General features: G+C 41.2%; 15 protein-coding genes. 11 read left to right on the top strand and 4 right to left on the bottom strand.

The window, feature by feature from the left end; translation table 11 throughout:
- Nucleotides 1-38: 38 nt before the first annotated feature.
- The 4 genes from ftsX to RHO15_01735 all read right to left on the bottom strand — a co-directional run bounded on the left by ftsX (nucleotide 39) and on the right by RHO15_01735 (nucleotide 3,277).
- Nucleotides 39-986: a permease-like cell division protein FtsX gene (gene ftsX, locus RHO15_01750; GenBank protein WVD64262.1), complete on the bottom strand. Its 948-nt coding sequence runs from the start codon at nucleotides 984-986 to the stop codon at nucleotides 39-41.
- A complete protein-coding gene (gene ftsE, locus RHO15_01745) occupies nucleotides 976-1,647 on the bottom strand; it encodes a cell division ATP-binding protein FtsE (GenBank protein ID WVD64261.1) in 672 nt (223 codons plus the stop codon). The genes ftsX and ftsE overlap by 11 nt, the downstream gene beginning before the upstream one ends.
- Nucleotides 1,644-2,597: a signal recognition particle-docking protein FtsY gene (gene ftsY, locus RHO15_01740; GenBank protein WVD64260.1), complete on the bottom strand. Its 954-nt coding sequence runs from the start codon at nucleotides 2,595-2,597 to the stop codon at nucleotides 1,644-1,646. Before ftsY ends, ftsE begins: the two co-directional genes overlap by 4 nt.
- A 110-nt stretch (nucleotides 2,598-2,707) precedes the next feature.
- A complete protein-coding gene (locus tag RHO15_01735; protein ID WVD64259.1) occupies nucleotides 2,708-3,277 on the bottom strand; it encodes a pseudouridine synthase in 570 nt (189 codons plus the stop codon).
- A 584-nt stretch (nucleotides 3,278-3,861) separates the two neighbouring features.
- Here RHO15_01735 and RHO15_01730 point away from each other — a divergent pair.
- From RHO15_01730 to hscA, 11 genes are all read left to right on the top strand, one after another.
- Nucleotides 3,862-5,229 carry a NarK family nitrate/nitrite MFS transporter gene (locus RHO15_01730; protein WVD64258.1) on the top strand — a complete coding sequence of 456 codons (1,368 nt, stop codon included), beginning with the start codon at nucleotides 3,862-3,864 and terminating at the stop codon, nucleotides 5,227-5,229.
- A gap of 59 nt (nucleotides 5,230-5,288) precedes the next feature.
- On the top strand, nucleotides 5,289-9,029 hold the full coding sequence (locus tag RHO15_01725; GenBank protein WVD64257.1) for a nitrate reductase subunit alpha: 3,741 nt from the start codon (nucleotides 5,289-5,291) through the stop codon (nucleotides 9,027-9,029).
- A complete protein-coding gene (gene narH, locus RHO15_01720) occupies nucleotides 9,029-10,567 on the top strand; it encodes a nitrate reductase subunit beta (GenBank protein WVD64256.1) in 1,539 nt (512 codons plus the stop codon). Before RHO15_01725 ends, narH begins: the two co-directional genes overlap by 1 nt.
- A complete protein-coding gene (gene narJ / locus RHO15_01715) occupies nucleotides 10,564-11,268 on the top strand; it encodes a nitrate reductase molybdenum cofactor assembly chaperone (protein WVD64255.1) in 705 nt (234 codons plus the stop codon). Before narH ends, narJ begins: the two co-directional genes overlap by 4 nt.
- A 2-nt stretch (nucleotides 11,269-11,270) precedes the next feature.
- Nucleotides 11,271-11,948, top strand: coding sequence for a respiratory nitrate reductase subunit gamma (narI, locus tag RHO15_01710; GenBank protein WVD64254.1), 678 nt, complete (start codon nucleotides 11,271-11,273; stop codon nucleotides 11,946-11,948).
- Nucleotides 11,949-12,308: 360 nt separating this feature from the next.
- Nucleotides 12,309-12,770: a Fe-S cluster assembly transcriptional regulator IscR gene (gene iscR, locus RHO15_01705; GenBank protein ID WVD64253.1), complete on the top strand. Its 462-nt coding sequence runs from the start codon at nucleotides 12,309-12,311 to the stop codon at nucleotides 12,768-12,770.
- Nucleotides 12,771-12,848: 78 nt separating this feature from the next.
- Nucleotides 12,849-14,063: an IscS subfamily cysteine desulfurase gene (locus RHO15_01700; GenBank protein ID WVD64252.1), complete on the top strand. Its 1,215-nt coding sequence runs from the start codon at nucleotides 12,849-12,851 to the stop codon at nucleotides 14,061-14,063.
- Nucleotides 14,064-14,090: 27 nt separating this feature from the next.
- Nucleotides 14,091-14,477, top strand: coding sequence for a Fe-S cluster assembly scaffold IscU (gene iscU, locus RHO15_01695; GenBank protein WVD64251.1), 387 nt, complete (start codon nucleotides 14,091-14,093; stop codon nucleotides 14,475-14,477).
- Between the two features lie 17 nt (nucleotides 14,478-14,494).
- Nucleotides 14,495-14,818, top strand: a complete 324-nt coding sequence (gene iscA / locus RHO15_01690) for an iron-sulfur cluster assembly protein IscA (protein WVD64250.1) — start codon at nucleotides 14,495-14,497, stop codon at nucleotides 14,816-14,818.
- A gap of 52 nt (nucleotides 14,819-14,870) precedes the next feature.
- Nucleotides 14,871-15,413, top strand: coding sequence for a Fe-S protein assembly co-chaperone HscB (gene hscB, locus RHO15_01685; GenBank protein ID WVD64249.1), 543 nt, complete (start codon nucleotides 14,871-14,873; stop codon nucleotides 15,411-15,413).
- A gap of 39 nt (nucleotides 15,414-15,452) precedes the next feature.
- Entirely contained in the window at nucleotides 15,453-17,321 is a 1,869-nt protein-coding gene (gene hscA / locus RHO15_01680; GenBank protein ID WVD64248.1) for a Fe-S protein assembly chaperone HscA, read from the top strand.
- The last annotated feature ends 18 nt before the right edge of the window (nucleotides 17,322-17,339 follow it).

Below are 17,339 nucleotides of genomic sequence, written 5' to 3'. Positions count from 1 at the left end.
AGTTCACAACTTCTTAGCTTAAGACTATTAAACTACCATCACTTATTGGTAATTCGCAAATATTTTTTGGTGGCAACCCAGGCGGAAAACCATCCCAGAATCGTTGAAAGCAGTATGATAAATAAACTTTCGTCCCAGGATAAACCACTCATGGTGAATATTGTTCCAAAAATAGACGAGACATTCAATATAATTGAATCTATTCTAAAAATAAATATTTCCGATAGAACCAGCGCCAAAATAGCACTAACCAAACCATGAAACATACCACTATATAAAAATGGCCGCAGGATAAATCCTTCCGTCGCGCCAATCAGCTGCATGACGGTAATAGTTTGCCGTCTGGCAAAAATCATTAACCGGATACTATTACCTATCACCAAAGAGACCGCTATAATCATTAAAATAGATAATGTCCAGGCAATGGTGCCCACCATGCCGGTTAAGGCTGTCAGACGTGTAAACCAACTATCATCTAAACGCACATCATCAACATTAGCTAGAGCCGCTATCTTTTTTTGTAAATCATGCAAAATAATAGTTTGTTTTGCATCATCTGTTGGTATCACAATCATCACTGCGGGTAGCGGATTTTGAGCTAATAGTTCAATGGCATCACTAAAACCAGACCATGACTGAAACTCTTCCAGTGTTTCATCGCGGGAAAGATAAGTGAGTTTTTCAACCTCAGGAAAAGCGGTGATTTTTGCTCGCAAAATAGCCGTTTGTTCTGGTGAGATATCTTTATTTAAGTAAGCCGTTAAATTGGGCGTTGGATACCACTGGTGCGCAGCCTGATTAACATTTTTCCACAATAAATAACAGATGGTTGGCAAAGTAATCGAAATCGCAATCACGATAATCGTTAAAATCGAAGCGAGTAAATGCTGGCGAATATCATTAAACACATTTCGCCAGGCATAATTAATTTGACGGCACCAGCGATGGAAAAAAACATGCTTTTCACTCTGTTTCTTAATCGCCATGTTGTGAATCTCCTGCTAATCGACCTTGGCTTAAATTCAGTATTCGGTAATGCTTACGACGAATTAAAGCCATATTATGGGTGGCCATCAAAACAGTCACGCCGGTCTGATTAAATTCTTCGAACAACTTTAAAATATCTTTTGATAATTTATCATCTAAATTACCGGTTGGCTCATCAGCCAGTAGAATCATAGGTTTGTTAACTATCGCTCGGGCAATGCCGACACGCTGCTGCTCACCACCTGATAACTGGATTGGATAACACTTTAATTTATCAATCAACCCAACTTTATCTAAAGCGGCCGATACGCGCCGACGAATCTCCTCCATCGGTTTACCAAGAATAATCAGCGGTATCGCGACATTATCATAAACCGTGTGATCCATCAGTAATTGATGATCCTGAAAAATCATACCAATATGTCGACGCAAAAAAGGTAAATCTTGTTTTCTCAACCGATTGATCTCATGATCATTGAGTAGCACTCGACCATCATTAGCCCGATCTAAACCACAAATTAGTCTTAATAACGTACTCTTTCCTGCACCGGAGTGACCGGTTAAAAATGCCATCTCTCCCGGTTTCATCGCAAAACTAATATTTTGAAGTGCTGGCCGGCTACCAGAGTAAACTTTACTCACCGACTCGAAGCGAATCATGATGATGCATCCTCACGCTCTTCTTGTGAAAACAGCGCATCAATAAAATCAGTTGCGACAAAAGGTCTCAGATCTTCAATTTTTTCACCGACACCGATATAGCGAATAGGAATCGAAAACTGATCGGCAAGGCTAAAGATGATGCCACCTTTGGCCGTTCCATCTAGCTTCGTTAAGGTTATTCCGGTTAAACCGACCGCATCATCAAATAATTGGGTCTGACTGATCGCATTTTGTCCAGTACCCGCATCAATCGTCAGCATAATTTCATGTGGCGCACTCTCGTCTTGCTTTTTCATGACGCGCACAATTTTCTTCAACTCATCCATCAGGTGCGCTTTATTTTGTAAACGGCCGGCGGTATCGGCTATCAATACATCAATATTTTTAGCTTTTGCTGCCTGCATCGCATCAAAAATAACCGAAGCTGAGTCGGCATTAGTATGCTGGGCAATCACAGGGATATGATTACGATTTCCCCACTCTTGTAACTGCTCAACTGCCGCCGCCCGGAAGGTATCACCGGCCGCTAGCATGACCGATTTTCCTTCCGCCTGGAACTGGCGGGCTAATTTACCAATGGTCGTTGTTTTCCCCACACCATTGACGCCAACCATTAGAATAACAAACGGACGATGTGCCGAAGTATCGAGTTTACCATCGACCTGATTTAATATTTCCGTCATCTCCTGCTTGAGTAAATCATGCAGAGCATCAGCGTCTTTCAATTCTTTGCGAGAGGCATGCTCAGTCAGAGATTTAATCAGCTTTTGTGTGGTTCCGATACCCACATCAGCGATTAATAACTGCTCTTCAAGCATTTCAAACAGATCATCATCTATTTTTTTGCCACGAAAAAGATTTAAAAAACCTGAACCAATATTTTTCTTGGTCTTAAATAAGCCTTGTTTTAAGCGGACAAAAAAACCCACTTTTTTCTCTTCACTCATTAACGAATTAACCTTGATTGTCTAGATAACGATAGTCATCTATCGATAGAATAGTTCTTATTATTCACTAAAATAAAATTTTTCTCAAATCTATGCCATTAAAGCTGATACTATTTAAATAACTGATTCACCGCAATGAAATTCCACTCACCTAAAGCCGGTCCATGATCAAATAAATTAAAATCACCAATCTGCACTCTGACTAAACGCAAGCAAGGAAAACCAACCGCCGCACACATTCGCCTAACCTGACGATTTTTACCCTCTTTGATAGTGATACTGAGCCATGAGGTCGGAATACTTTTCCGTTCACGAATCGGTGGATCGCGTAACCAAAGGCAAGTTGGTTCATCAAGCATAGCTACTTTGGCTGGCGCGGTAGTGAACTCTTTCAGTTCAACTCCCTGAGCTAACCTTTCAAGCGTAGGTAAAGAGATAAGCCCCTCCACTTGGGCCCAATAGGTTTTTTCAAGTTTAAACTTTGGCTCAGCAATTTTTGCCTGTAAATGTCCATCATTGGTTAACAATAACAAACCTTCGCTATCGGTATCCAACCGACCAGCTGGATAAAATCCAGATTCAGTAATGTACTGTTTTAATGAATCATGTTTCTCGTGTGATGAGAACTGGCTAACTACCCCATAAGGTTTATTAAAGGCAATTAATCTATTTGTTGTCATAAATAATCTATTTTATTGATTAGCTTAAATATTTCCTGATTATCAATGATATGCAATTATACATCACATATACATCTTATTACGTATTTCGTAAAACCCAGACAAATCATACTTTATGATGATTTATTGTACTTCACCAGAAAACTGAAACAAACAAGATATAATGAAAATCAATATCTCGTTATCGGTATGCTATGCAGTGTATTAAACATCTTGATAATCAGCAAATAAAATCTATCTGCTCGCCAATTCATAGCTAGATTACCGGTACCAGCCAAGCGCTTTTACCACTATCAATGTATTATAGCTCAGCATAACTCACAGACAAACCACGCTATTAACAGCGATAAATTATGATCCAAACAAAAAATAAATCATAACAACTCATTGTATTTAATTGACATTTTAAGAAATAATCCACACCTACCTCTTTGGTAGTAATCACTTAGAATAATTATCTTTTTCGTAATTTAAATTACAATATCCCCTAAAATTGTAATGATTTAATATTTAATATACTCTATTAGTCTATTTTTTAATGACTTTTAATCAGATATCGCTGTTCATAAAACAAGGAATAAAATATGCCCCAAAATAAAACTGTACCCAAAGGTGTCATTACGGATTGGCGTCCAGAAGAGAGTACATTCTGGGAACAAACAGGTAAATCAATCGCACGAAAAAACTTATGGATATCAATTCCTTGCTTAACCTTAGGGTTCTGTGTCTGGATGTTATTTAGTATTGTGGCGGTTTATCTAAATCGTGTCGGATTTAACTTTTCAACCAACCAATTATTTCTGTTAACCGCCATCCCTTCTATTTCAGGTGCACTATTTCGAATTCCGTACTCATTTGTGATTCCTATCTTTGGCGGACGTCGTTGGACAGCTTTTAGTACCATTATTCTGATTGCGCCTTGTATCTGGTTAGGTTTTGCTATCCAAAATCCACAAACGCCCTACATTATTTTTATCATTATTGCGTTACTTTGTGGTTTAGGTGGGGCTAACTTTGCCTCCAGTATGGCCAATATCAGCTTCTTTTTCCCTAAGGCGAAACAAGGTAGTGCATTAGGGCTTAATGGCGGTTTAGGTAATATGGGAGTGAGTGTCATTCAACTGGTTGCCTCACTCATTATTTTTATTCCGTTATGGAGTGGTCAACAATCGATCACCATCACAGAAGGCTCTCTCTGGTTACAAAATGCAGCGCTTATTTGGGTACCATTTTTAATTATTTTTGCCATTATGGCGTTCTTTGGTATGAATGACCTGTTAAGCAGTAAAGCCTCATTCAAAGAGCAGTCTGTCGTATTAAAAGACAAACATATGTGGTTACTCAGCTTATTATATTTAGCCACATTTGGTTCTTTTATTGGTTTCTCTGCCGCTTTCGCGATGTTAGCGAAAACGCAGTTCCCTGAAGTGAATATTTTAATGTTTGCGTTCTCAGGTCCACTTGTTGGCGCGATTGGCCGTCCTTTAGGCGGTATGATATCAGATAAGTTTGGCGGCATCAGAGCCACATTTATTAACTATCTGCTAATGATCTTATTCGTGATTATCCTCTTTACCACCTTACCAGGAGAAGCCGCCGGCAGCGGTTCATTTATTGGTTTCTATCTCTGCTTTCTTTGTTTATTCTTTACCGCGGGCTTTGGTAGTGGTTCAACCTTCCAAATGATCTCAATTATTTTTAGACAAATTACCTTAAATAAATTAACCGCTGCTGGTATGAAAAATGAACCGGCACAAAGAAGAGCAGCGACAGAAACCGCTGCTGCATTAGGTTTTATCTCAGCTATCGGCGCAATTGGCGGATACTTTATTCCACAAGTATTCAGTTTATCACTTTCGCATATGGGCTCTGTCAGCTCTGCGTTTTATATCTTTTTAGTGTTTTATATTTTCTGTGCGTTAGTGACTAAATTTGTTTATGGTCGTAAGTAAAAATATTAATAGATAATTTCAAAATTATCATAATTTGAACAATTGCTGGAGCAATGTAAATGAGCAAATTTATTGATCGATTCCGTTATTTTAAACAAATAAAAGGGACGTTTGCCGATGGCCATGGTGAAACATTGTCGACCAATCGTGATTGGGAAAACAGTTATCGTCAACGTTGGCAGCATGACAAAATCGTCCGTTCAACCCACGGTGTTAACTGTACCGGCTCTTGTAGCTGGAAAATCTATGTCAAAAACGGTTTAGTCACTTGGGAAACGCAGCAAACTGACTATCCGCGTACTAGACCAGACTTACCGAATCATGAGCCAAGAGGCTGCCCACGTGGCGCAAGTTACTCTTGGTATATGTACAGTGCAAACCGTGTTAAGTACCCATTAATTCGTAAACAGTTACTAAAACTTTGGCGTGAAGCAAAAACACAGCATCCAGATCCAGTCGATGCCTGGGGCGCTATCGTACAAGATAGTCATAAATCACAAAGTTATAAGCAAAAGCGTGGACGTGGCGGTTTCGTTCGTGCTGATTGGCAAGAGGTGAATGAACTGATTGCCGCTTCAAATATCTATACCATCAAAACATTTGGTCCCGATCGTATCGCGGGATTCTCACCTATTCCAGCGATGTCAATGATCTCTTATGCAGCGGGTGCGCGTTACCTCTCGCTGATCGGCGGATCATGCTTAAGTTTTTATGACTGGTACTGTGACTTACCACCAGCATCACCGATGACTTGGGGTGAGCAGACTGACGTACCAGAGTCAGCTGACTGGTATAACTCATCCTATATTATTGCTTGGGGTTCAAATATCCCACAAACGCGTACGCCTGATGCGCACTTCTTTAGTGAAGTTCGTTATAAAGGGACGAAGACCGTTGCTATCACACCTGACTATGCTGAAGTCTCTAAGTTCAGCGATGAATGGTTAAGTCCAAAACAAGGGACTGACAGCGCCTTAGCCTTGGCGATGGGACATGTTATTTTAAAAGAGTTCCATTACCAAAATCCATCGAGCTATTTTAGTGATTATCTGCGTCGTTATTCAGATTTACCGATGCTGGTCCTGCTTGAAAAACGTCCAGATGGTAAATTTGCACCAGGACGCCTGCTGCGCGCTTCGGATTTAATCAATCATCTTGGTCAGGAAAATAATCCGGAATGGAAAACCATTGCAATTGATGAACTAAGTGGTGAATTAGTCGCACCACAAGGCTCAGCGGGCTTCCGTTGGGGAGATCAAGGTAAATGGAATCTTGAAACAAAAGAGGGGCTAAATCAAAAAGAGGTTAAATTACAGCTCTCTTTACTCGATAATCATGATGATGTACTTGATGTCGGTTTCCCTTATTTTGGTGGCGAAGAGCTGGCACACTTTAATCATGTAGCCATGGACGATATCCTCTATCATAAATTACCAGTAAAATCGTTAACCTTAGCTGATGGCTCGCAAGCTTATGTGACTGCCGTGTACGATTTAATGATGGCTAACTATGGCGTTGAGCGTGGTCTTAAAGATAGCAATGCCGCTGAAAGTTATGACGAAATCAAAGCCTATACCCCAGCCTGGGCAGAAAAAATTACCGGTGTTGCACAAAATCGCATCGTAAAAATTGCTCGCGAGTTTGCCGAAAATGCCGATAAGACCCATGGTCGTTCGATGATTATCGTCGGTGCAGGTCTTAACCACTGGTATCATATGGATTCAAATTACCGTGGTTTAATTAATATGTTGGTGTTTTGTGGTTGTGTGGGTCAAAGTGGCGGCGGTTGGGCACATTATGTTGGCCAAGAAAAATTACGTCCACAAACTGGCTGGCAGCCTTTAGCCTTTGCACTTGACTGGCAAAAACCAGCCCGACATATGAACAGTACCTCTTATTTTTATAACCACTCAAGCCAATGGCGTCATGAAACGGTTTCGGCACAAAATTTACTCTCACCACTAGCGAATAAAGAGAATTATTCAGATAGTCTGATTGATTTTAATGTAAAAGCCGAACGTTTAGGTTGGTTACCTTCATCGCCACAGTTAAGTGTTAATCCCTTGAGTATTACCAAAGCAGCTGCGGCAGAAAATAAAGATGCGATTGAGTACACGATTGAATCACTCAAAAATGGACAAATGCGCTTTGCCTCTGAAGCGCCGGATAGTGCCAATAATTATCCTCGTCAGCTATTTATTTGGCGGTCTAATTTATTAGGCTCTTCAGGTAAAGGTCACGAATATCTATTACATTACCTATTGGGTACTGAAAACGGCATTCAAAATAAAGACTTAGGCGTACAAGGTCGCAATAAACCGCAAGAAGTGGATTGGCAGGATAATGCCACCACGGGTAAACTTGATTTAGTCGTCACCCTTGATTTCCGTATGTCGAGTACCTGTTTATTCTCGGATATCGTTCTACCTACCGCAACTTGGTATGAAAAAGATGATATGAATACATCGGATATGCATCCGTTTATTCATCCTTTATCTGCCGCGGTTGAACCGACCTGGGAAGCGAAAAGTGACTGGAATATCTATAAAGATTTAGCTAAAACCTTTTCTGATCTCTGCCCTAGTCATCTTGGCGAAGAGACGGATATCGTCACATTGCCGATTCAGCATGATTCACCGAATGAGTTAGGTCAACCTTTTGAAATCAAAGATTGGAAAAAAGGCGAATGTGATCTCATTCCAGGTAAAACCGCACCACAATTCATTAAAGTGGTGCGTAATTATCCAGAAACTTATCACCGTTTCACCTCTTTAGGACCACTACTTGAAAAGCAGGGTAATGGTGGTAAAGGGATTAGTTGGAATACTGAAATTGAAGTTGATTTCTTACGAAAACTCAATGGATTACAAGAGAGTGCTGATGCCAATAGACCAAAAATCGACAGCGCAATAGATGCAGCTGAAGTAATTTTGACATTGGCGCCAGAGACCAATGGGCAGGTTGCGGTCAAAGCATGGGAAGCCTTAGGTAAAATAACCGGTCGTGATCATACTCACTTAGCCCTGAACAAAGAAGACGAAAAAATTCGTTTCCGTGATATTCAAGCGCAACCGCGTAAGATTATCTCAAGCCCGACCTGGTCAGGCCTTGAAGATGAGCATGTCTCTTATAATGCCGGTTACACCAATGTGCATGAGCTCATTCCATGGCGAACGATCAGTGGTCGCCAGCAGCTCTATCAAGATCATCCATGGATGCGAGATTTTGGTGAAAGCTTACTCGTCTATCGACCACCGGTTGATACTAAATCGGTTGATCCAATGCTCGGCAAAAAATCGAATGGTAATCCAGAACTGGCGCTAAACTTTATTACACCACATCAAAAATGGGGTATTCATTCAACTTATAGTGAAAATATTCGTATGTTGACGCTTTCACGTGGTGGTCCGGTAGTCTGGATCAGTGAAAACGATGCGAAAAAACTCAACATTGTCGATAATGACTGGATCGAAGGATTTAATGCCAATGGTGCTTTAGTCGCCCGCGCTATCGTCAGTCAGCGTATCCCTGATGGTATGACCATGATGTACCATGCCCAGGAACGTATCGTCAATATTCCAGGTTCTGAAATTACCGGTCAGCGTGGCGGTATTCATAACTCCGTGACTCGTGTGTATCCAAAACCAACCCATATGATTGGTGGGTATGTACAATTAGCTTATGGATTTAACTACTATGGCACAGTAGGTTCTAATCGGGATGAATTTGTGATTATAAGAAAAATGGCAAAAGTTGACTGGTTAGAAGAATCAGAGAGTCAATTACAGGAGAAGAAATAATGAAAATCCGCTCACAAATCGGTATGGTACTAAACCTAGATAAATGTATCGGCTGTCATACCTGTTCGGTAACCTGTAAAAACGTCTGGACCAATCGTGAAGGTATCGAATATGCATGGTTTAATAACGTTGAGAGTAAACCAGGTGTTGGTTTTCCCGTTGAATGGGAGAATCAATCACGCTGGCATGGTGGCTGGACACTGAATAAGAAAAACCAGCTTACCCTTCGTGCAGGCAATAAAGTCGGGTTACTTTCGCGCATTTTTGCCAATCCGGATCTGCCGGAAATCGATGATTATTATGAACCGTTTAATTATAATTATGAGCATTTAAAATCTGCGCCAGAAAGTAAAGCACAACCGATTGCGCGTCCCTATTCGGCAATCACTGGCTTAAAGATTGAAAAAATCCTTGCTGGGCCAAACTGGGAAGACGATTTAGGCGGTGAATTTAGCGTTCGTGGCAAAGATTACAATTTTGCCAATATAGAGAAACAGGTTTACGGTCAATTTGAAAATACCTTCTTAGCCTATTTACCGCGTCTTTGTGAACACTGCTTGAATCCTGCTTGTGTGGCATCTTGTCCAAGTGGAGCGATTTACAAGCGTGAAGAAGATGGTATTGTGCTTATCGATCAAGATAAATGCCGTGGCTGGAGAATGTGTATTTCAGGCTGTCCATACAAGAAAATCTACTTTAACTGGAAAAGTGGTAAATCAGAAAAATGTATTTTCTGTTATCCGCGTATTGAAGCTGGCCAACCAACCGTTTGCTCAGAAACCTGTGTCGGCCGTATTCGTTATCTTGGCGTGGTACTTTATGATGCCGATAAGATTAAAGAAGCCGCTTCAACTACTGATGATAAAGATCTTTATCAACAGCAGCTATCGGTATTTTTAGATCCAAATGATCCGGAGATCATCAAACAAGCACTGGCTGATGGCGTACCACAAAGTGTCATCGATGCCGCACAGCAATCACCGGTGTATAAAATGGCGATTGATTGGCAAGTTGCCCTGCCATTACATCCGGAATATCGCACCTTACCGATGGTTTGGTACGTGCCACCGCTATCACCGATTCAATCAGCACTTGGCGACAGCGATAAAAATGTTAATTTCTTACCGGCGATTGATGAACTGCGAATTCCATTACAGTACTTAGCTAATATGCTTACTGCTGGTGATGTCAAACCGGTCTCATTAGCGCTTAAACGGATGATGGCAATGCGTCAGTTTAAACGTAGCGAAACCGTCGATAATAAAATTGACCTGGATGTGTTAAAAGAGGTGGGGTTAACCGAAAAACAGGTTCAGGAGATGTATCGTTATATGGCAATAGCCAATTACGAAGATCGTTTTGTTATCCCAACGCATCACGCTGAACTGTCGAACCCGGTTTTTGCTGAACAAGGTGGTTGTGGTTTTAGTTTCGGTGACGGCTGTCAGGGAAGTGATTCTCAGTTTAATTTATTTAATGCTAAACGAACTGATCGTATTAATATTCGTGATATTTCTGATGAGCAAGATAAATTATGAGAAGCCTAACGATTCTATCGTACTTAATCGATTATCCTGATCAGACATTATGGGATATGAGCGCACCATTGATTGAAGCCATTGAGAAGAGCGCTGATTTTACTTCAGCGCAAAAACAGTCACTGGTTAAGTTTATTGAGACTTATCTAGCGATGGATTTACTTGATGCGCAAGAGCAATATCATGCTACTTTTGATGTGGGCAGTTCAACCTCATTACTCCTGTTTGAACATATTCACGGGGACTCCCGTGAACGTGGTCAAGCCATGGTTGACTTACTTGTGCAATATGAACAAAGTGGTCTGACGATAACAGAAAATCAACTACCTGATTATCTACCGCTATTTTTGGAATATGCCGCGCACTTACCCACAGAGGAGGCGATTCATTGGTTAAAGCAGATCGCCGTGATTATTCGTTTACTCGCACTGCGTTTAGCAAAACGAGAAAGTGAGTATGAAATTTTATTTAATCTGTTATTTGAACTCAGCGGTGAACAAGCCGATGAGGTCTCATTACAAAATAAAATTATGAATGAGCAAGCAGACAATACGCCGCAAGCGTTAGATACTATTTGGCAAGAAGAACAAGTGTTATTTAACGCTGGCTCAGCCTGTGATTCATCGGTTGCTCAGCCTTTGCAAACCCAATCAAAAACATCGACATATTATGTTAATGTCGGTGAAGATAAAAGGATCTGAATATGCATTATTTTAACTCATTCTTTTTTGATATCTATCCTTATCTGGCACTAACTATTTTTTTCGTTGGCTGTCTTGTTCGCTACGATTATGGCCAATACAGTTGGCGTGCCGGTTCAACTCAGCTGCTGTCGAAAAAAGGCATGCGCTGGGCCTCTAATCTGTTTCATATCGGTATCATCGGTATCTTTTTAGGTCATTTAGTCGGTCTGTTAACACCGCACTGGGTCTATGAACCGTTTATTTCGGCGCAACATAAGCAGATTTTAGCGATGAGTGTCGGCGGTATCTGTGGCATTATGGTGCTGATCGGCGGTGGTTTTTTATGCTTTCGTCGTCTGACTAATCCTCGCGTGAGAGCAACCTCATCAACGGCCGATATTTTAGTTATTGTTATTTTGGTCGTTCAGGTCTGTTTGGGATTATTTACGATTCTATCCTCCGTTCATCATCTCGATGGCCGTGTCATGCTGAGATTATCGCAATGGGCACAAGATATTGTCACCTTCCGTTTTGGTGCTGCTGAGCACCTGCGTGATGTACCATTTATCTTTAAATTGCATATTACGTTGGGACTCACAATATTCTTAATCTTCCCATTCACCAGACTCGTACACATCTGGAGCGTGCCAATAGAGTACTTGACGCGACGTTATCAAATCGTTAAAACGCGTCGTTAATTATATTAGTCGTTTCATTATGAAAAAGGGTAGCCTTTGCTGCCCGTTTTCATAAAAGCGTACAAATGGTAATCTTTGCGTACTTGCGTTCCGATATCAGCAACCATGATTATCTGTGCTTTACGTGATAAGCATGCATCAGGTTCGTGCCAGTTTCATTAAGAAATATTATCGAAAAATAAAAACAGCTGTTATAATTATCCACTCTTTGAATGAAGCAAAGTACTGAAAAATGGCCTATTGCTCCACTTTCCCTCAATACTTTTATATTTAATAACCTACTAAATTAGTCAACTAAATACTTGACTAAATCTTATGGTTATATACAATAGTAACAAATCGAAAAAGAGGATGAAGTGGATGAAATTAACATCAAAAGGACGTTATGCCGTTACAGCAATGCTTGATGTTGCGCTTAATTCCAAAACAGGTCCGGTTTCTTTAGCTGAAATATCCGAACGACAAGAAATATCACTCTCTTACTTAGAACAGCTGTTTGCCCGTTTACGCAAACATGGATTAGTCGCGAGTGTTCGGGGCCCAGGTGGCGGATATGTATTAAATAAAAGTATGGATAACATCGCCATCAGTTCAATTATAAAAGCGGTTGATGAATCGGTCGATGCCACTAAATGTAATGGTGGTGAAGGATGTTGTCAGGGTGGAGTACGCTGTTTAACCCATTCGCTGTGGAATGATCTAAGTCAACGAATTGATAGTTTTTTAACTGGCATTACCTTAAATGAGCTGGTTACCAACAAAGAAGTGCAAGCAGTTGCCGATCGTCAACAGGCAAATTTAACCAGAATTAATATGCATTAATAGACTTATGCTCATCCATCAGTCATGAGCATTGAGTATAGCAGTACAGCTTACGGTTATAATATATTGGAGCAAAAAATGAAATTACCAATTTATATGGACTACGCGGCAACGACTCCCGTTGATCCAAAAGTTGCAGAAAAAATGATGCAACATCTGACGATGGATGGTTCCTTCGGTAATCCCGCTTCACGTTCACATCGTTTTGGTTGGCAAGCTGAGGAAGCGGTGGATATAGCCCGTAATCAAATAGCCGATCTGATTGGCGCAGATTCACGTGAGATTGTTTTTACCTCTGGCGCGACCGAAGCGGATAATTTAGCCATTAAAGGCGCCGCGCATTTCTATCAAACTAAAGGTAAGCATATCATTACCTGTAAAACTGAGCATAAAGCCGTACTCGATACCTGTCGACAGCTAGAAAGAGAAGGTTTTGATGTCACCTATCTGGCGCCGAAAGCAGATGGCTTGATTGATCTTAATGACTTTCAAGCAGCACTGCGTGATGATACGATTCTCGTTTCCATCATGCATGTGAATAATGAAATCGGAGTGATTCAGGATATTGAAAAAATCGGTGATATCTGTCGTAGCAAAGGAATTATCTTTCATGTAGATGCCACACAAAGTGTCGGTAAATTACCGATTGATGTCAGTAAGTTAAATGTTGATTTGATGTCATTTTCAGGCCACAAACTTTACGGACCGAAAGGTATTGGTGGTTTATATGTTCGCCGTAAACCGCGTATTCGTATTGAAGCACAAATACACGGCGGTGGTCATGAAAGAGGTATGCGTTCCGGTACATTGCCAGTCCATCAAATTGTCGGCATGGGTGAAGCCTATCGCATTGCCAAAGAGAATATGTCGACTGAAATGCCGCGACTACAAGCCATGAGAATGCGTCTCTGGGATGGCCTAAAAGATATTGAAGAGGTCTATTTAAACGGATCTTTAGCACATAGTGCGCCCAATATCTTAAATGTTAGTTTTGCTTATGTTGAAGGTGAGTCGTTAATGATGGCGCTAAAAGATCTTGCCGTATCTTCAGGATCAGCTTGTACTTCAGCTAGTCTGGAACCGTCTTATGTTTTGCGCGCTTTAGGTTTAAATGATGAATTAGCACATAGCTCAATTCGCTTCTCTATTGGTCGTTTCACTACCGAGCAAGAGATAGATTACGTAATTAAATTAGTACATGATTCAATTGGTAGACTACGAGAGCTATCACCACTTTGGGAAATGTTTAAAGACGGTGTGGATCTGAGTAAAATTCAATGGACCAATCATTAATCTGCACTGACAGATAAGGAGATAAAAATGGCATATAATGATAAAGTTATCGATCATTATGAAAATCCGCGTAATGTAGGTTCATTCGATGCAAAAGACACCAGCGTTGGTAGTGGAATGGTCGGTGCACCAGCTTGTGGTGATGTAATGCGTTTACAGATCAAAGTCAATGAAGACGGCGTGATTGAAGATGCAAAATTTAAAACTTATGGCTGTGGTTCAGCGATTGCTTCAAGTTCACTCGTCACCGAGTGGGTTAAAGGTAAAACGCTTGAGCAAGCGCAAGCGATTAAGAATACAGAAATTGCCGAAGAACTTGCTCTGCCGCCAGTAAAAATCCACTGCTCTATCTTAGCAGAAGATGCGATAAAAGCAGCGATTGCAGATTATAAAAGTAAGAATAGTAAAGCATAGATATCGGAGAAAATACGATGGCGATTACACTAACAGAGAGCGCAGCAAAACATGTGAATGCTTTTCTAACCAACCGAGGTAAAGGCGTCGGATTGCGGTTGGGCGTAAAAACCTCTGGTTGTTCAGGCATGGCTTATGTTTTAGAGTTTGCTGATCAAGTTAATACTGAAGATAGCGTATTTGAAGATAAACAAGTTAAAATTATTGTTGATGCAAAAAGTTTAGTCTATATCGATGGCACCGAATTGGATTTTGTCAAAGAGGGATTAAATGAAGGATTTAAATTCAATAATCCTAATATCAGTAACGAATGTGGATGTGGTGAAAGTTTTAATGTGTAATGAGGCAAATTGCTATCGTTTTAATCATAAGATGACATAAATTGAGTTTATCGTGAATAATCTGCAAAAAAACTATTTTGATTTATTTGAACTGCCGATTAAGCTACCGCTTGATCGCGATAAACTCGCTTTATGCTATCAACAATTGCAACGTCAATATCATCCAGATAATTTTGCCACCTCGGAAGAGTCGGCGCGGCTTGCGATGTTGCAATACTCAGCCGATATCAATCAGGCCTATCAAATCTTAGACAATCCATTAAGTAGCGCACAATATTTGCTTGCCTTAAATGGTATTGATATCGATCCAGAAAAAAATATCATTAACGATCATGCATTTCTGATACAGCAATTTGAATTACGAGAACAGTTAGATATCATCGCGAATCTACGTGATCTGCCAGAAAAAGAGCAACAATTAACCGAGTTTACCAGCACAATCAAAAATATCTGGCAAGAAAGTTACACGCTATTACTTTCGGCCATCGCACGTTCGGATTGGTCCTTAGCGACATCACAAATAAATACATTACGTTTTTTAGAAAAACTACAGCAAGATATCGACATATTAGAAGAAAAGTTATTTGATTTCTAAAGGTTTGAAATCTGCTCAGATAAGAGAACATTTAACGATATGGCATTACTACAAATCAGTGAGCCCGGGCAGTTTCAGGCACCTCATCAACATCGTTTAGCAGCTGGCATTGATCTCGGTACCACCAATTCATTGATTGCATCAGTCCGCAGTGGCCAGGCTGAAACATTACCGGATCTTGAAGGCCGACATCTGCTCCCCTCTGTCGTGCATTATGGCTGGGATCATGACGAACAGCTGCTCGTGACGGTAGGCTATGCCGCTCGTCAACTAGCCGCAAAAGATCCTTTTAATACCGTTAGCTCAGTCAAACGTTTAATGGGCCGCTCACTCAGTGATATTAAAACTGAAAACTTGCCCTATCATCTTTCTGCTTCAGAAAACAGTGTACCGATTCTTGAGCTACCCAACCAGCGAGTGAATCCCATTCAAGTCTCTGCAAGTATTTTAAAAACTCTCGCAAGCCGAGCAACTGAAACACTGGGCGGCGAGCTAGATGGGGTTGTGATCACCGTACCTGCTTATTTTGATGATGCCCAACGTCAGGCAACCAAAGATGCTGCCAAACTAGCCGGATTACAAGTATTACGCTTACTCAACGAACCAACAGCTGCGGCTATCGCCTACGGCTTAGATTCGGCTCAAGAAGGCATTATTGCGGTTTATGATCTAGGTGGCGGGACGTTTGACCTGTCAATCTTAAAATTGAGTAAAGGGATTTTTCAAGTATTAGCAACTGGGGGAGATTCAGCATTAGGAGGGGATGATTTTGATCATCTTTTAGCCGGCTGGATTGTAGAACAAGCAGGGCTCAGTGGAAACCAAGATCCCTTTCTGCACCAGCAAATTTTAACCCTAGCGACACAAACTAAAATAGCGTTATCAACAACCGAGAAAGTAACACTAACACTTGATCAATGGCAGCAAGATATTACGCGGGAAACCTTTAATCAGTTAATCGAACCGTTAGTTAAACGAACGATACAAGTCTGTCGTCGTGCTCTGAAAGATGCACAAGTTGAGTCTGCTGATATTATTGAAGTCGTCATGGTTGGTGGTTCAACACGGGTACCTTTTATACAGCAGAAAGTAGGTGATTTTTTTGCCAGACCGCCGCTCACGTCTATCGATCCTGATCGTGTGGTAGCGATTGGCGCCGCGATTCAAGCGGATGTCTTAGTCGGTAATAAACCTGATAGCGATATGCTACTTTTAGATGTGATCCCGCTCTCGTTAGGGATTGAGACGATGGGGGGGTTGATTGAAAAAATCATTCCTCGAAACAGCACCATTCCTTGCGCTAAAGCGCAAGAGTTTACGACGTTTAAAGATGGTCAAACGGCAATGATGATTCATGTGTTACAAGGCGAACGCGAAACTGTGGCTGACTGTCGCTCATTAGCTAAGTTTACCTTAAAAGGTATGCCGGCCATGCCGGCTGGGGGCGCCCATATTCGCGTCACTTTTCAGGTTGATGCTGATGGATTATTGAGTGTCACCGCCATGGAAAAATCGACAGGGACGCAAGCCGCTATCCAAGTCAAACCATCCTATGGTCTGACCGAGATAGAAATTGCCGATATGATTACTGCCTCACTCAATAACGCCCAGCAAGATAAGCAAATCCGTAAACTTGCCGAACAGCGTGTTGAAGCCTCGCGAGTACTGGAGAGTTTGACTAGTGCGCTGGCCAAAGACCAACACTTACTGACCGATGCTGAATTCACCCAGATCGAATCCGCTCAGCATGCTTTAGCGCAGGCTGTGCTGCAGGATAATGCTGATGTGATTACGCAGCAGATAAAACATTTAGATCAGGTCACACAATCATTTGCCGCCAGACGCATGGACCATAGTGTTAAACATGCCTTAACCGGACATCGTCTGTCAGAGATAGATAACACCTGATCAAGTGCTGATAAAATA

Source organism: Orbaceae bacterium lpD01 (genome assembly GCA_036251705.1).
In the GTDB taxonomy this organism is placed as follows: Bacteria; Pseudomonadota; Gammaproteobacteria; order Enterobacterales; family Orbaceae; genus Utexia; species Utexia brackfieldae.
The sequence above is the reverse complement of the archived record's forward strand: the minus strand, read 5'-3'. Positions and strand labels throughout refer to the sequence as shown.

Bases quoted from the DNA above. Each gene is read 5' to 3' on its own strand.
- ftsX (WVD64262.1), bottom strand. From the start codon at position 986: ATGGCGATTAAGAAACAGAGTGAAAAGCATGTTTTTTTCCATCGCTGG.
- ftsE (WVD64261.1), bottom strand. From the start codon at position 1,647: ATGATTCGCTTCGAGTCGGTGAGTAAAGTTTACTCTGGTAGCCGGCCA.
- ftsY (WVD64260.1), bottom strand. From the start codon at position 2,597: ATGAGTGAAGAGAAAAAAGTGGGTTTTTTTGTCCGCTTAAAACAAGGC.
- RHO15_01735 (WVD64259.1), bottom strand. From the start codon at position 3,277: ATGACAACAAATAGATTAATTGCCTTTAATAAACCTTATGGGGTAGTT.
- RHO15_01730 (WVD64258.1), top strand. From the start codon at position 3,862: ATGCCCCAAAATAAAACTGTACCCAAAGGTGTCATTACGGATTGGCGT.
- RHO15_01725 (WVD64257.1), top strand. From the start codon at position 5,289: ATGAGCAAATTTATTGATCGATTCCGTTATTTTAAACAAATAAAAGGG.
- narH (WVD64256.1), top strand. From the start codon at position 9,029: ATGAAAATCCGCTCACAAATCGGTATGGTACTAAACCTAGATAAATGT.
- narJ (WVD64255.1), top strand. From the start codon at position 10,564: ATGAGAAGCCTAACGATTCTATCGTACTTAATCGATTATCCTGATCAG.
- narI (WVD64254.1), top strand. From the start codon at position 11,271: ATGCATTATTTTAACTCATTCTTTTTTGATATCTATCCTTATCTGGCA.
- iscR (WVD64253.1), top strand. From the start codon at position 12,309: ATGAAATTAACATCAAAAGGACGTTATGCCGTTACAGCAATGCTTGAT.
- RHO15_01700 (WVD64252.1), top strand. From the start codon at position 12,849: ATGAAATTACCAATTTATATGGACTACGCGGCAACGACTCCCGTTGAT.
- iscU (WVD64251.1), top strand. From the start codon at position 14,091: ATGGCATATAATGATAAAGTTATCGATCATTATGAAAATCCGCGTAAT.
- iscA (WVD64250.1), top strand. From the start codon at position 14,495: ATGGCGATTACACTAACAGAGAGCGCAGCAAAACATGTGAATGCTTTT.
- hscA (WVD64248.1), top strand. From the start codon at position 15,453: ATGGCATTACTACAAATCAGTGAGCCCGGGCAGTTTCAGGCACCTCAT.